Raw genomic sequence first — 14,353 nt, forward strand, 5'->3', positions numbered from 1 at the left:
CCGAAAGTACCATCGAACCGCGCAACTGATGACGACTGCCGGAAAGCGATGACCGTGATAAAGCGATTTCTTCTTTTTCATCACGATATGTTACGCGACCAGCTCAGCAACGTGACAACGCCGTTCTAGCTACCCTCCGGATGGGACTGAAGCGCCAGTGGTGTTGTGATCACAATGTGTCGGCCGCTTTACTCGAGGCTTCTGCCGGCCGCAAGCGTTGCAATGATCGTCAATGAAGGCAGCCCACTTGCGAATCCTGATGGCACCGCCGGTGGGCCTCTCATCAGGACAGGTCGTCATCGGAACGACCTTCCCTAGGAGGAGCAGGAAATGGGCGAGACACTCGTCGGCGTCGGAGTCGGAATTGCTGTTTTCACGCTCGCGATGATTTTCGTCGCGGCGCGGCATAGGCGCGAGCATCTTCGGGAGCGTCTGATTCGCAGGATGCACGGACATCGCCTGTGCGATTTCACCCGCCGCGACCACTGAATGGCAGAGTGCGGGCCCATTCCAGATTCGGTCGCCGATGAAAACGCGTTGCCTTCGTTCACCAGGCCGCGCTACGCGATCCCGCTTACAGACGAGTCAATGAATCGAGATCAAGAATACGGATCCGCTTGCCTCGTGTATCGACTAAGCCTTCCTTTTGCAACTTCGACAGCATGCGGCTCACTGTTTCTAGCTTTATCCCGAGATAGCTGCCGATTTCGTCGCGCGTCATGCGCAGGTTGAATTCCGCGGCGGAATAGCCCCGCGCATTCAGGCGTTGCGACAGGTTGATCAGGAACGCAGCGACGCGTTGCTCGGCCGACATGGTGCCGAGCAGCATCATGAGGCCGGATTCGCGGACGATCTCGCCGCTCATCATCCGGTGTACGTGGTGTTGCATCGCCTTGACCTCACGACACAGCAATTCAAGGAGGTCGAACGGGATGATGCACACGAGGCTGTCCTCGAGCGCAATCGCGTCGCAGCTGTGCTGTTCGGCAAAGACACCGTCGAGCCCGAGCGTTTCTCCCGCGAGCTGAAAGCCTGTGATCTGCCCGACGCCGTCGCGGTGCATGACAACGGTTTTGAAAGATCCTGCGCAGATTGTATAGATACTGTGAAACGTATCGCCCGCGCGGTAAAGCGTCGCCCCCCCCTTGACGGTGCGCGTGACGCAGACGACTGAACTGCTGGACGCGAACTCAGGCGGCCGGAGGTCCTGCCGCTTGCATATCGCACCCATCGCACATTCAGAGTATCGCGCGGAAGCTTCCTTCGTTACCGCGGCTGCGTTGGCGAAGGCGGGGCATGATGCTCGCGTCCTGCAGGACGCATCATTGGAGTGTTTGACCACAGTTAACATGCTCGCTCCGTGTCTAGCCGTCTCGCGCTGCGTGAGCCGCAGCGCCAAGTCACCTGCGACTACCGTGCGCGGAATGGAGACGAAAGTCGGTACGGTGACGTACCGGGCCTGCTGAGCGCTCGCGATATGGCACCACTTTTCGGGCGGCAGGGAATGCAAGCACCGGCACGCGGGGGCTTGTCTGGTGCGGATTGGCGGACGCTGAAGCACTTCGCCAGGCATTGTCAAATTGGCGGAGACAGACTGGGTTTGGCGCAGACGTATCGTTATACTTATTAATTAGCGTTGGCCGCCGCTTCTGCCACCGTCCAGCGTTGCCACACGGTGAACAGCGCCTTGAGTTGGGCGCGATGGCATGAGGCCGTCATCCGGTGCCTGGGCAACGCGAAGTACTGTCGGACCGAAGCAGGAAAGGAACGCCTGCGTGTGACGTGGATCGCGAAAGCCTCGCATCTGACGTTCGCGCCCACGCGTGGGCTGGTGACTGTTCTCGGCACGGTTGTTCACCCGCGCGGCCGCTATGACGAACACGTGCTTCACGCGTGCGAGTTCGGGGATCTCTGCCTTTGCGGCCGGGTAGCTGCGCAACGGGTCGGTGACGATCTTGCGCGGCACGGGAGCTGAACGCAACACCCGTATGAAAAAGCGCTTCGCTGCAGCCTTGTCGCGGCGTTTCTGCAGCAGCACGTCCAGTTCGGTACCGTGTTCATCCACGGCGCGCCATAGCACGTACGGTTCGCGGCGTAGGTTCACAAACATCTCATCCAGGTGCCATGTCGAGCCCGGCTTGCCCCGTGCCGCTTTCGCCAGACGGCGAATGGCGCGCCGAACCGGTCGCACCAGCGGCGCACTGATTCGTACGTGACCGTCGCGCCGCGCTCATGCAGCCACTCCTCGATGTCACGCAGGCTCAGGTTGAACCGATAGTACCAGCGTACCGCGCAGCTGATGATCCCCGCCGGAAAGCGGTAGCCATGATAGAGAGATTTTGTCCTTTTCATCTCGCGATCTTACCCGGCCGCCTCTCCAACGTGACGGAACCCATCCGGTGTGTTTCGATACAGCCGGGTGCCGCAGACCGAGCAAATCCAGTTTCTGCTGATCTTTTTGATGTCGCTGGGCGCCGACTGGACGTGCTGACGCCAGAGGCGGCAAGGTCGGCGTGTGGTGGCACCGACGATGGCTGTCCAACGAGTTTCCGACAGGCAGTGCAAGGTTGCATAACCGTCTCCAAAGAATCGTCTCGAGAAATCCTGCCGGAGCGTTTGCAACCGTCAACGAACAGTTGCGTTGCGCCCTGAGCTCAGGGTGTCCGCCTTTTATCATATCCGGCGCGCCGGCGACCATACATAACCCGGACAAAGGATGCGCTTCCCTTGTTCGCCGGAATGCTGGTCTTGCGGACTCGATTAACTTACTATCAATGGGCGTGCCGTCTTCTGTCGGTGAGAGGTGATGCCATGGTCCAAGCGAACGAAGTAACCCGCGATCTTGCGCTGGAGACCATTGGCCGGTTTTACCGCGCGCACGCTCAAAAAGACGTCGCACTTCTGCGGACGGTAGTTACGCCCGACTGGCAATACGCGCCGGCGTCTTTCGGGCCTGCCGGGGGGCCAGACCAGATGATTCCAGTATTTGTTGACTTAGCTTCTGCGCTGCCGGACATGGACATTCAAATCTTGGATGTCTTGATCCACGGGAACATGGTTGGCGTACGGGCAAAAGTCAGTGGAACGCAGTCTGGGTCTCTGATGGGCATCGCAGCGACATCCAAGCCAATCGAGTTTGCGATTCACTCGTTTCACGAGTTCCGCGACGAACGTATAGCGAAAACCTGGCATCTCGAGGACTGGCTGAGTGTCTTCCATCAGCTCGGAACGCTGCCGCCCAGTCTCAAATGAACAAGCATTGTCGGCACGTTTGCCGCCTTTGCGGGCTTTTCCGTTGGCTAGCAAATTCGGATTGCATCGAGAGTCTCACGTTTGGCTACTGTGGATCGAGCCCGGAGTGGATAATGCGAACGGGTGCCGGTTCTATTAGCCGGCTGATGCGGGAAACGTTCTTCTGGTAGGACACTTCATCATGGAGCTAGGACGGACTCACCGACGGCGGACGCAGCGGTGTCTTTGAGGCGCCGTGTCCCGACCTTTTCCCAATACCGCAGCCTGGCAGGCTACATCGAATCCGACGATGACCGACCTCAAGCTCATTCCCATTGCGCTTTCGTTGCGCCACCGCAGTCATCACGGGAGATCAATCTGCTTCCTGCCGCCCGCGAGCGGCGACAAATCGCTCGCGCATAGAGGAGACGTATGGCACACACTGCCACCGAGCCTGACCGCGGGGCGAGAGAGTGCTTGAGTATCTTTAGAATACAGTGCTCGATGAAGTGACGTTGCCGACCATAGGCTCGGCGTAGACGAATCCGATCCAGGCTTACTCGGGAGCTTGTCATGAAGCGTACATTGATCGCAGTCTCAACGCTGTGGTTATGGGCATCTGCCGTGGCTGCGCCACCAAACGGGAAAGCCCTGTACCAAGAAAATTGCGCCAGTTGTCATGGCCAAAACGGCAAGGGCGACACGGGACCGAAGCTGGTTGGCGATGCGAGTGAATGGAAGGCAAAACTGTTTGAGCGGGCGGTTCTAAATGGCATCGACGATCAGGGAAAAGCGCTCAAATCCCCCATGCCACACTGGGCAGGCGCCAGTTTCAAAACCGACCATGGCACCGCGCCAAGCAAAGCAGAAGTCGACGCGATCCAGCATTACCTGCGCACGCTAAATTAGCGGGCACCTAATCGCCTCATGCGCCGGGCGAAGCGCTTCACGCGGTTCTGTTGCGGTAAGGCGGTCCGCTATGATGTGCGGAACGACATGACCGACTGAAAGCTCGATGAAGACGTTGAATCCGGCGGTGGCCCGAGTGCTCAAACGCCTGCATTATCCGCTCGACGTGATCCTGACTTGCGTGCGCTGGTACGTGGCCTACCCGATGAGCCTGCGACACCTCGAAGAAATGATGGCTGAGCGCGGCGGTTCGGTCGATCCTCCGACTGTTCATGTGCATAATCTCAATGCCGGCCAGAAGGATCCGCGCACAGCGATAAGTTTTGAATCCCAGCATGGGTCGCGCGCTGGACTGGCGCGTGCGATGTAATCCGCGGGAAGGGCAGGCAGCGCGCGGCAAGTGGGTGCAGTGTTTAAACTGGAATTGTCGCGCGGGTTCTGGACGCCTGAAGAGACCTGAAAGCCTTTCATGCAATGCCTCCAGCTCACATTGCCACGCTTTCGCGACATCCTGCATAGATTTTTACTCGTATAGTCGTACTGACTCAACTTTAGACATCGGCATCGCTCCCTCACCATCCCCAACGTGGGCGGCGATCAAGCGATACTGATGACGAAACGGCGATGCAAATTGAACAGCGGCGGACAGATGCAGGGCTAAAGCCTCAAGCGGGGGTCGTTGCGCTATTTCGGGGAACACGAATTTCTGGGACTTGCGGTCGAAGCCGTCGCGAAAGGCAAGTCCGGCAAATTCCATGCGCAGCCATTGCGCCACCAGTCCGGCGGTGAGCGGGTGCTTCATGCGCCAGGGTGCCACCGCCTCCATCGGGAACGCATCGCGGGCCGCCAGACTCAGCAGTTGGGCCAAGGTCCAGGCTGGCGAGCGAATCTGCATCCACAGCTCCAGCGCGGTGCGCGACTGCTGCCAGAGGTTGCTGATCCCACACCAGCGCTTCAGATTGTGAAACAGCGACTCGATGCCCCAGCGGCGTCCGTACAGACGCACGATGGCTTCGGCCGTCAGCTCGGTCTCGGTGGCCAGCAACAGTCGGGGTTGGGTCCAGGTCTGCTTGCTGGCATCGAAGAACTGGCACCAGACGGCGCGAACCGGTGTGCCCTTGAGGAAGCGCGCCCGTGCCTCCACCGAGCGCAGCCAGAGCAACTGCTCCTGACCATAGAGCGACAAGCACAGCTCGGTGACCGGCAAAGCCGCTCCCACCTCGGCGTTCAGCCGCTCCGCATAGATGCGCTTGCGCCCGCGCCTGGGGGTCATCGGGGTTATCGTACTTTCCGTGCGAAATCTGGCGGTTTGGTCCTAAAAGTCCATGTGGATCAATTACTTGCAAAATCGCCGAATGCGAGAAAGTCGAAACCGCTGGGCCTTACTGCAAGCGGCGCTTGACGCGACTACCGCCAGATTTGGCACGATTCGGACGATTACCCATCCTTGCCGGTCTCGGGGCGCACTGACAGATTTATTGCGGTCTACGGGGGGCGAGGTCGTTGACCGCTACCGTACAGACGTACCTCGTCAGCCGTGAGAACGTGCAAGTCCACCCTGCGCGTACCAGCGATTTTCGGGTTGCTCTCGCGAGGCAGGTTTTCGCGAATAGCCGGCAAAGCGCGCAACACAGCAAGCCGTTGCTGTGGCAGGGCGTCGGATGCCGCAGCGTGCATCGCTCGCTGGTCGCGATCCGCGCGTCAAAAAATGAGGCTAGACACGTCAGCTCATCCAGTATCTTTCCGGTGGTCCGTTGGCACGCCCGACGCGCACCACGCAGACGTGAACGATGAAATGATGGAACGCCCGCAGCAACGAGCCTCCAACGCTTTTTCCAGTCATTCTCCGTCGGCCGCCCATCGGTTCGACGCGCTACGACGCAAGGACGAAATTCTTGCGATGGTGGCGCACGAGCTTCGTGGACCGTTAACGCCGATGCAACTCGCCATCCATCTCATTCGCAGGGCGTCGGCGGATCGCCCGGAGGTGTTACGGTCGATCGACATGCTCGACAGGCAGATCACACAGATTACCCGGCTTGCTGAGGACTTGATGGATGCAACGCGGATCGACCATGGCGCGCTCCGTGTGAGCAAGGCCCCCATCGAAGTCGTTGCGGTTCTGGCCGCCCCTCTCACCGCAGCCGCACTGGCGGCAGCCCAACGCGGCCAGATACTCACCGTGCAGATTGCCGACAGGGCACTACGCATTGAAGGCGATCCTGTGCGTCTCGCACAGGCCGTCAACAACCTCCTGCATAACGCGGTGAAATACACGCCGGAAAATGGTTGCATCGCCGTCAACGTGCTCGCAGACGGGAAGGACCTTGTGGTGTCCGTCAAGGACAATGGCCTGGGCATATCGGGCGCGCTCCTGCCACATATCTTCGACCTCTTCGCTCAATCCAGCAGAACGATTGCGGCGAGTGCCGGCGGTTTGGGGGTGGGTCTTGCCGTGGTGAAAGCGGTCGCCGAATCGCATGGCGGAACGGTGTCGGCGACCAGTGCCGGCCCCGGTACGGGCAGCGAATTCACGCTACGGCTGCCGATCGTGCTGGAACGGCGCATCGCTCGCGAGCCGGCGTGACGGCGGGCAATGCGGTTACCCGTTTCAGTCGTCTGCTGAGCCTGCCAGCCAGCAGACGACACACTCCTCGCGTTGACAGGCCTGTCAACGAAGACCCGTTGGGCCATGGCCTGTGGCCGTTGCAGCGCGCCGCGACGCGCCACCTTGCGCGCGCGAACTATAATTTAAACGGGTTTAGTCAGGTCGACAGCCTCGCCCATCCGTCTGCTGCTTTCATGCAACTGCCGTTGATGCCTGATACTGTTAAGAACAATTCTGCGAAAACGGTGCAGTTTCTGGACAGGATAGTGGGGAGCGGCACATGGAAAACGGACATCATCCCGGAGAAAATCACCTGCTTTCGGTTCTGCCGGAAGCAGAGCGGGCGCGCGTGGCGCCGCATCTCGTACCGGTCGAGATGCCGCTGGGGCAGGTCGTGTACGAGTCTGGCGACCGCCTTGATCACGTCTATTTTCCGACAACGTCCATCGTATCGCTGCTCTATGTGATGGAGGACGGCGCGTCCGCCGAGATCGCGATTGTGGGCAATGAAGGGATCGTCGGTATTGCGCTCTTCATGGGCGGTGAAACGACGCCAAACCGGGCAGTCGTGCAAAGCGCAGGCCGGGCGTATCGACTGGATGCGCGCATCCTGAAAGAGGAATTCCACCGCGCTGGCCCGGTGCAGCGGTTATTGCTGCGCTATACCCAGGCATTGATCACGCAGATGGCTCAGACAGCCGTCTGCAACCGGCATCATTCGATCGACCAGCAGTTGTGCCGCTGGCTGCTGCTCAGCATCGACCGCCTGCCGTCAAACGAGCTGAAGATGACACAGGAACTGATCGCCAACATGCTTGGCGTGCGCAGATCCGGGGTGACCGAGGCGGCGCTGAAACTCCAGGACGCGGGGCTGATTCGCTACGGTCATGGCCACATCGAGGTTCTGGATCGACCGGGGCTCGAAAAGCGCGTGTGCGAATGCTACCGCGTGGTGAAACGGGAGTTCGACCGGCTGTTGCCTGATCTGAAGGCGATATAAACCGCGCATCATTCCTGCGAGGGCGAGCAGCCCAAGGTTACCGCAAAACCCCCTGCAGCATTCCCGGCGAATACGGCCGGCGCTCTTTACCAGGGCGGGCGCGCAATTGAACCCAGGCGTGAGAGGGAGAAATTTTCGTCCGCGACCGGACCGCTGCTGATCAGAATACCGCGCTTTGGCTGGCGTATTGCAGAGCGTCATCTGGATTGCGCCGAACGATCTCCTGGCCGGACACAGTGCCGGACTGACAGCCCGGCAATGCCCCCAGGGCGGCCGTACCCCGGCACGCGGCAGTCGCGAACTCCAGGCGGAAAAAAAGAAATCCCGATGTCCACCACCGTACCGACTGCGTGGCAAATCAATGCCAGCCTCACGCTACAGGGCGAGTCTTTTCCGGGTTGTGCGGATGCCGGTCAGCATCGCTTTTATTTTGCGAAGATACCTCGCGAAAGGCCAGAAGATTCCGGGCACGTGGCGAGAGAGCGGCGACGGGCTCGTCGCAACACGGAGCCGGAAAGCGGTCGTCTTATGTTAAGCATACTATTGATAGTCGTACTGGCGTTCATTTTGATGGGCGCGATGCCAACCTGGCCGCACAGCCGTTCGGGGGGCTATATGCCCAGCGGGGTGTTGGGTGTGCTGCTGGTCGTCGTTCTCATCTTGCTGCTTCTGGGCAGAATATAGGAGCGCAAAAATTCCCGTCTGGATGATCCGCTCACGGCCCGTCGTTGTCGGACCGTGCCATCAGAAAACGAGTGGCCTGAACGCGTTGAGAAGTTCGGTCATCCGTCATTTTCAAGGAGCAATGTCATGAACAAGGATCAGGTGAAAGGCCGCGTTGAGGAAGCAAAGGGAAAAGTCAAGGAAGCGGTCGGCAAAGCCACGGGAAGCGAAACGACCCAGGTGAAGGGTAAGGTCGAACAGGTCGCCGGCAAGACACGGGCCGCGTACGGCGATGCAAAGGAGCAACTGAAGAAACAGCCTTAGGCTGTTCGCACCGACAGGTCTTGAGGCGTCACGTAATGGGGCAAAGTACTCGCGTGACGCCTTTCCCAACGTATGCTTTCGAACCGCGGGGTGCACGATGAAACGGGTTATCACGCCGGTATCGGTGGCTGTGCTCGGAACGGCCCTGATCACGGGAACGCTGCGGGCTCAGGGAACGCCACAATCCATCACGGCGAAGCGCGTTGATGTGGTCCAGCTGGCGACGGGGTACCGGGCGTCCAGGATCAACGGATCGCCCGTCTATAACCGCAACAAGGACAACATCGGAACAATTGACGATCTGATCGTCAGCCCAACCGATCGGGTTCCCTACGTCATTCTCTCGGTAGGCGGGTTTCTCGGGATGGGAACCCATCTCGTCGCGGTACCGTTTGGCAGCCTGCAGGTCGTCGACAGGCAGATGCGGCTGCCAGACGCGACCAGGGAGTCCCTGAAAGCATTGCCCGAGTTCAGGTACGCGCCTGAGTAACGGCTGCCACCGCTTTTGATGCGTAGCCGCCGCGGGCGGGCAGGCAATCTGGCCGGCACTATGGCTGGACGATGGGCGACCATCATGGTCGGGATCGCCTGCGACCCGCGGACTTTCGGACTCGCCGCTCCGTCGCGCTTTTTTCGAAGAGCGGGTGCCCGGATTCTGCTCGGTGTTAGTGACGAATCCGGACGCCGCGCGCGGCTTTCGCCGGCGCTCCAGACAGGCACCCGCATCGACACGTAGTAACCGCACTAAAAAGTGCCGATGTCGTGAGAATGTGCGCGACCTCCCCGCCGCAGGATTGCAAGCGCCACGCAGGCACGCGAACCACCGCCCCGGCTGTTTTATACGCTACAGTGACTTCAGCCTCGTGACCTTCGTGCCTTCGAGCGTCACGCCTGCCATCAACCCGTTGTTCGTGAGCACGAACGCTTCAACTGGCGCAGTCGCGGTAGTGGTGTCAACATTGCCGTTCGCGCCGACTTTCAGTACCGCCACAGACGCGTCGCCGCCCACCGACCAGCCTTCGCTATTACGGAACCGGTCGAGTGCGTCCTCGGTCATGAACAGGAAAACGATGGCTTTCGATTGCGCGCCGATCTGCAGCCCGACCGAACCGGTCGTGGTGCTGTAGTACCCGACCGTGCGCCCGCCAACGCGCAGCGAGCCTTCACCATACTGGCCGCCGACGCCGAAGCCGGCGGCAATGACCGACGGGAACACCAGCACACCACGGGCCTTGCCGACGAGTTCATGCGAGCCGTTGGCGGCAACGTATAGGCGTGCAAGGGTCGAGTCGACACCAGTATCAATGGTGTGACGCTTTTCGGCTTGCTGCCCGCTCGTGTCGGCCCCCCCGGTCATCGTGCAGCCCGAGACTGCGAGGCCGATGGCAAGGATGGAACCAGGCGTACCCAATATGAATGTTCGTCGTAGCATCATCGTCTCCTGGTCGTTCCTGGATGCTTCTGACGCTACGCGAGGGCGGCTGCGGACGCGGTACGACAGCGTACAGAAACGCGAAACAGGTCCCGATGAACAAGACGGGTTTGACCCACAACATGCGCATCGCTCTCCGGTCGTCTTCGGGCATCGGGGCAAGGTCCTGTTTTTCCCAGCAGACCTATTCATTCAGTATGTCTGCCTGCTCTTTCCGGATACCCAATATTTTGGTCCACTGCACTTCTCTGAACAGGCCCGGCTTTTCATGTAGCAACATGATTCCGGCGCCATCGCTTCGTCCTGGAAAAAACTTATCGAGGCGCCGATCAACCCGCGGCGGCACGTCGCAACACCGGGCGCCTTGATGCCTGAAGGAGTGACGTATAGCTGTCGAGGTAATTCCGTGCCATCGTCCTGGCACTGAAGCGACGTTCGAACTGGGCGCGGATTTCTGTACGTGACAGCTCATCGAGACGTTGCAGTGCACCGACGGCACCCTGTACGTCTTCGCAGATATAGCCGGTGACACCGTGATCGATCACCTCCGGTACCGAGCCGCGATTGAATGCAATCACTGGGGTCCCGCACGCCATCGCTTCGATCATGACAAGGCCGAACGGCTCGGACCAGTCGATCGGAAACAGCAGCGCCTTCGCACCCGATAGGAACCCAGGCTTCTGCTGCTCGCTGATTTCCCCGAGAAATTCGACGTGCGCCTGCGACAGCAGCGGCTCGATTTCCATCTTGAAGTATCTCTGGTCGGTCTTGTCTATCTTCGCGGCGATCTTCAACGGCAGACCGCTTTGTGCAGCGATCCTGATGGCGACGTCTGCTCCTTTCTCCGGACTCAGACGTCCCAGGAAAGCGAGATATTGCGGCACATTCTGCGTTTGCGGCGTGAGCAGCGTTTCCGGCAGACCGTGATAGATCGTGTCGAGCCAGTTCGCCTGCGGCAGCGGCACACGTTGTGAATCGGAGATCGACACGACCGGCGCCTTCGGAAACGTATTGAACACGGCTTGGAGTTCCGGCAGGTCGAGGCGGCCGTGCAGCGTCGTCACGAACGGCGTGTCGAACTGCGAAAACAGCGAGAAAGGCAGATAGTCGAGATGGAAGTGCAACACGTCGAATTCGTGGGCGACACGGCGCACCTCTTCGAGCATCAGCATGTGTGGGGCGAGGACGTCGCGGGTCGACGGATCGAGGCGCAATGCACGCGGCCACGCAGCTTCGAGCGTCGCCTTCGTGTGCGAGTCGCCGCTCGCGAACAGGGTCACGTCGTGCCCCAGGTCGACGAGCGCGTCGGTGAGGTAAGACACCACGCGCTCGGTGCCGCCATAGAATTTAGGAGGAACGGCCTCGTGCAGCGGGGCAATCTGTGCGATTCGCATTGGCCGGTCTCCGTGGAAGAGATGCTGGGGCTTCAAACTATTCCCGAATGACCAGCGATAGTCTCGAAGGCTGGGCGTCTGCGCGATATATTTTGCGTTGCGCCGGGTCTGGCCTGAACTGAAGTTCTCACCTGCGAGAAGATACGTCTGTACGGTAGCGTTCAACCCCAGTCATTCGACGGGCCATGCCGTTTTCCTGTTCTTCATTCGATTGATCGTGCCGCCCGTGTGCGTCGCGGGCACAACGCGCGCTATTGCCCGGGCGCGCCCGGCGGGCCATGTCAGCCGTCTGCGGTTTCGCTGAAAATAGTGGGCTTGGAGCCGCTACGTTCTGCGTCTCCGACAGAGGTATGTGGTCGTTGCTGGTCACGTCAGCGCAGGAGGAAATCATGCCCTCAAACCCGACCACTCGACCGGTTCACCGGCCAGGACTTCCGGATCACCCCGTCTACGGCGTTACACCAGGCACCAGGTCGCCGGCGCCTGAACCTGCGCCGGGCACTCCGGGCGACGTTCCTGATGCCGCAGGAGCGGAGCCGGACCCGCACGCGCATCTGCCGAGCAGATCAGACGACAATTGAGCTACCTGGGTGTGTAGCCCGACGGCGCCGCCCGGGTGTGTTCCGTGCAGCCTACCTGCACGTGACGGCGTCGAAGGGAGATCAGTGCAGCGCACCGAACCTACCGTGTGCCGCCTCAGTCGGGTTTAGCCCGGCGTCGTACGGGCACAGCGCACGCTCAATCCGTTCACCATTGGCTTGATCTGGCAACTGGAGGAAGCCCCGCCCCGGCGCATCCGATAAGCCAGTGCGACGCCCATGCGCGCAGTTCTTCGGCCTGTCCGGTGGAAGGGAGCGAGCGCACATGGCGGCTTGATGTGACCGTTAATACGTTCTCACCGCCGGCGCGGCATGTCTGTACGGTAGCGGTCGACACCCTTCACACGTTCGTCAAGCCGCTGCTCCTGTACCATCATGTGATCGATCCTGCCGTCCGTCTCCGCAGCGAGTGCATCGAGCGGCTATGGAACAACCGGTTTTTGCAACGCGACACGTTCGATACACGCGGAGACTGACGCGCGCACACAAGGAAATGCGTGTCCTGAGGTCACTCCATGACGCCTCCGACCCCGAGCGCCGATCTCGCCAGATCGCTCAGTTCAAATGTCCTGAGGCGGGTCAATTGATGCAGCGCACACCGCCGCAACCTGCACGATTCCAAGACGAACGCCGTCGTGGCGGACTTCGTCAACAGTCTGGATTGGACGGCCTCTTGCTGCACGCTTCCGCCACGCGCAGGGAACAGGACCTGTCTGATTGCAGTGGAGAGTTCTATAGTAAACAGGCCGCCACCCGTCGATTGGCCGAGAACCGCGGCGCAGCATCATGCCAGCTGGCTCAGGCAGACGGGACTGACGGTACCACGTTGGGATCCGGAAAAACGGCGCCCCAACTTACCCTGGAACAACCTTCGAGGGGGAGTTTCATCATGCTGCAAGCTAGCGAAATCCAGAAGCGTTTCACCCATCTGGAGCAAACCATCGAGAAAGCTTCGCAGGCCTGTCACGCCGACGCCACGCTGCCCAAGGAGCTGATGGACTGCGTTGATCAGCTGGACAAGAAGTCCGAAGGCGCAAAAAAAATAATGGAGTCGAAAGACGAAAATCGCATGCGTCAATGGATAGACGACCTTGAACAGGTCGGCGACCGCGCAGAGCAGGCGTGTCAACGTGCAACCAATGTAGATGCGAAAGTAAAAAGTGCCGTCACCTCGGTCCATGCCGAACTTTCCGATCTGAAAAAACAGCTGCATTAACTCGTTTTTAGTAGGGGCAACCCTGCCGTGTGCCTCGCACGAAGCTGACGTTAGCTGTCGCGCACCACTCCGTGTCTGCACTGGCCCATGGCATGACGGTTGCGGGACAGAAGGTCTGGTCTTTTCACGAGGGGAGCATCATGACCACACTTGACCCCAGCATCCAACCTGCAACTGGTGGCAGTGGCGCGAGGATTGTCGGCGGCGGAACTGGCGAAGGCCCCGGCCCGGATGTGATGGCGGCAGCCACGCTCGACGGCGACAAGGTCATCACTTCCGATGGCGAAGATATCGGAAAAATCTCCGACATCATGCTCGACGTACGCGGCGGCCGGATCGCGTACGCCGTCCTGTCGAGCGGCGGATTCCTTGGCATGGGCAACACCCTTTACGCCATCCCGTGGAGCGCGTTGACGTTAGACACTAACGAGAAGTGCTTCCGGCTCGACATCACCGCCGAACGCATCAAGAACGCGCCCGGCTTCGACAAGGACCATTGGCCCGCGATGTCGGACCCGCAGTGGGGTTCGTCGCTGCACGAGTACTACAACCAGCGGCCCTACTGGCTGGCCACCCGGGGCGCAGTCGAAGGCCGGACGCTCGATCTTTGAGCCGTTAAAACAAAGGACGGCCGTGTCTGTAGTGGTCGAACCACAGGACACGTTCGCCATCTGTTCGAAACGCCGGTCGCAAGGCCGGCGTTTTCGTGTCACCAGCAGTTGTCGAAAGAGCTTCGTGAGACGGCTACTGGAGCGGGCTTGCGCAGAAACGCGTTCCAGAGATGGTCTTCCTGCCGGCGACGACGCGACGGAAGCCGCTACGGCGGACAATGCGACGTTGCGCGAGCACGAGGCCCGGACACCCAGCCATCTGCACAAGGTGGTCCCGGAGATGAAGCAAACGCGGTTCAGGGAGTTGAGCGCCAGTAGCCGCACAAGGTGTAGTCCGGATAGGGTAATCGTTCGAAACGTGAAAAA

Annotated in this window: 13 protein-coding genes and 5 pseudogenes; 11 read left to right on the top strand and 7 right to left on the bottom strand. The window is 60.1% G+C overall.

The genetic code is table 11. The features are described from left to right. A pseudogene (locus FVF58_RS32190) lies at nt 1–81 on the bottom strand (IS6 family transposase); the annotation flags it as partial. A gap of 249 nt (nt 82–330) precedes the next feature. Between FVF58_RS32190 and FVF58_RS51655 the strand changes: the two are divergent. Beyond that, nucleotides 331–489, top strand: coding sequence for a hypothetical protein (locus FVF58_RS51655; RefSeq protein WP_188130977.1), 159 nt, complete (start codon nt 331–333; stop codon nt 487–489). An 85-nt stretch (nt 490–574) separates the two neighbouring features. Here the strand turns inward: FVF58_RS51655 and FVF58_RS32195 are convergent, their stop codons facing one another. Both FVF58_RS32195 and FVF58_RS32200 read right to left on the bottom strand, forming a co-directional pair. Beyond that, nucleotides 575–1,351: a helix-turn-helix domain-containing protein gene (locus FVF58_RS32195; RefSeq protein ID WP_149673809.1), complete on the bottom strand. Its 777-nt coding sequence runs from the start codon at nt 1,349–1,351 to the stop codon at nt 575–577. A gap of 275 nt (nt 1,352–1,626) precedes the next feature. Then, nucleotides 1,627–2,352, bottom strand: a pseudogene (locus tag FVF58_RS32200) (IS6 family transposase). A 459-nt stretch (nt 2,353–2,811) separates the two neighbouring features. Here FVF58_RS32200 and FVF58_RS32205 point away from each other — a divergent pair. The 3 genes and pseudogenes from FVF58_RS32205 to FVF58_RS32215 all read left to right on the top strand — a co-directional run. Beyond that, nucleotides 2,812–3,252, top strand: a complete 441-nt coding sequence (locus tag FVF58_RS32205; protein WP_149673810.1) for an ester cyclase — start codon at nt 2,812–2,814, stop codon at nt 3,250–3,252. A 552-nt stretch (nt 3,253–3,804) separates the two neighbouring features. Next, a complete protein-coding gene (locus FVF58_RS32210; RefSeq protein ID WP_149673811.1) occupies nt 3,805–4,140 on the top strand; it encodes a c-type cytochrome in 336 nt (111 codons plus the stop codon). Between the two features lie 106 nt (nt 4,141–4,246). Continuing rightward, nucleotides 4,247–4,414 (top strand): annotated as a pseudogene (locus tag FVF58_RS32215) (IS6 family transposase); the annotation flags it as partial. Here the strand turns inward: FVF58_RS32215 and FVF58_RS54870 are convergent. Both FVF58_RS54870 and FVF58_RS32225 read right to left on the bottom strand, forming a co-directional pair. Continuing rightward, a pseudogene (locus tag FVF58_RS54870) lies at nt 4,412–4,486 on the bottom strand (IS6 family transposase); the annotation flags it as partial. The pseudogenes FVF58_RS32215 and FVF58_RS54870 overlap by 3 nt on opposite strands. A gap of 327 nt (nt 4,487–4,813) precedes the next feature. Further along, nucleotides 4,814–5,422 (bottom strand): annotated as a pseudogene (locus FVF58_RS32225) (IS701 family transposase); the annotation flags it as partial. 501 nt (nt 5,423–5,923) lie between these two features. Here FVF58_RS32225 and FVF58_RS32230 point away from each other — a divergent pair. The 5 genes from FVF58_RS32230 (at nt 5,924) to FVF58_RS32250 (ending at nt 9,225) form a co-directional block, all read left to right on the top strand. Then, nucleotides 5,924–6,727: a sensor histidine kinase gene (locus FVF58_RS32230; protein WP_188130978.1), complete on the top strand. Its 804-nt coding sequence runs from the start codon at nt 5,924–5,926 to the stop codon at nt 6,725–6,727. Between the two features lie 301 nt (nt 6,728–7,028). Next, a complete protein-coding gene (locus FVF58_RS32235; RefSeq protein ID WP_149673813.1) occupies nt 7,029–7,748 on the top strand; it encodes a Crp/Fnr family transcriptional regulator in 720 nt (239 codons plus the stop codon). Between the two features lie 327 nt (nt 7,749–8,075). Next, nucleotides 8,076–8,432, top strand: coding sequence for a DUF3309 domain-containing protein (locus FVF58_RS54875; protein WP_425468988.1), 357 nt, complete (start codon nt 8,076–8,078; stop codon nt 8,430–8,432). 126 nt (nt 8,433–8,558) lie between these two features. Beyond that, complete coding sequence (locus tag FVF58_RS32245) at nt 8,559–8,735, top strand: CsbD family protein (RefSeq protein WP_149673814.1); 177 nt, start codon at nt 8,559–8,561, stop codon at nt 8,733–8,735. Nucleotides 8,736–8,832: 97 nt separating this feature from the next. Next, entirely contained in the window at nt 8,833–9,225 is a 393-nt protein-coding gene (locus tag FVF58_RS32250) for a PRC-barrel domain-containing protein (RefSeq protein ID WP_149673815.1), read from the top strand. 354 nt (nt 9,226–9,579) lie between these two features. Here the strand turns inward: FVF58_RS32250 and FVF58_RS32255 are convergent, their stop codons facing one another. Together FVF58_RS32255 and FVF58_RS32260 are read right to left on the bottom strand one after the other, a co-directional pair. Then, entirely contained in the window at nt 9,580–10,167 is a 588-nt protein-coding gene (locus FVF58_RS32255; RefSeq protein WP_149673816.1) for a BPSL1445 family SYLF domain-containing lipoprotein, read from the bottom strand. 329 nt (nt 10,168–10,496) lie between these two features. After that, on the bottom strand, nt 10,497–11,561 hold the full coding sequence (locus FVF58_RS32260; RefSeq protein WP_149673817.1) for a glycosyltransferase family 4 protein: 1,065 nt from the start codon (nt 11,559–11,561) through the stop codon (nt 10,497–10,499). Between the two features lie 1,272 nt (nt 11,562–12,833). Between FVF58_RS32260 and FVF58_RS54490 the strand changes: the two genes are divergently transcribed. Together FVF58_RS54490 and FVF58_RS32270 are read left to right on the top strand one after the other, a co-directional pair. Continuing rightward, nucleotides 12,834–13,376: a hypothetical protein gene (locus FVF58_RS54490; protein ID WP_342802418.1), complete on the top strand. Its 543-nt coding sequence runs from the start codon at nt 12,834–12,836 to the stop codon at nt 13,374–13,376. Between the two features lie 140 nt (nt 13,377–13,516). Continuing rightward, on the top strand, nt 13,517–13,987 hold the full coding sequence (locus FVF58_RS32270) for a PRC-barrel domain-containing protein (protein WP_149673818.1): 471 nt from the start codon (nt 13,517–13,519) through the stop codon (nt 13,985–13,987). The last annotated feature ends 366 nt before the right edge of the window (nt 13,988–14,353 follow it).

Origin of the sequence: Paraburkholderia panacisoli, assembly GCF_008369935.1 — a bacterium.
GTDB classification, from domain to species: Bacteria; Pseudomonadota; Gammaproteobacteria; order Burkholderiales; family Burkholderiaceae; genus Paraburkholderia; species Paraburkholderia panacisoli.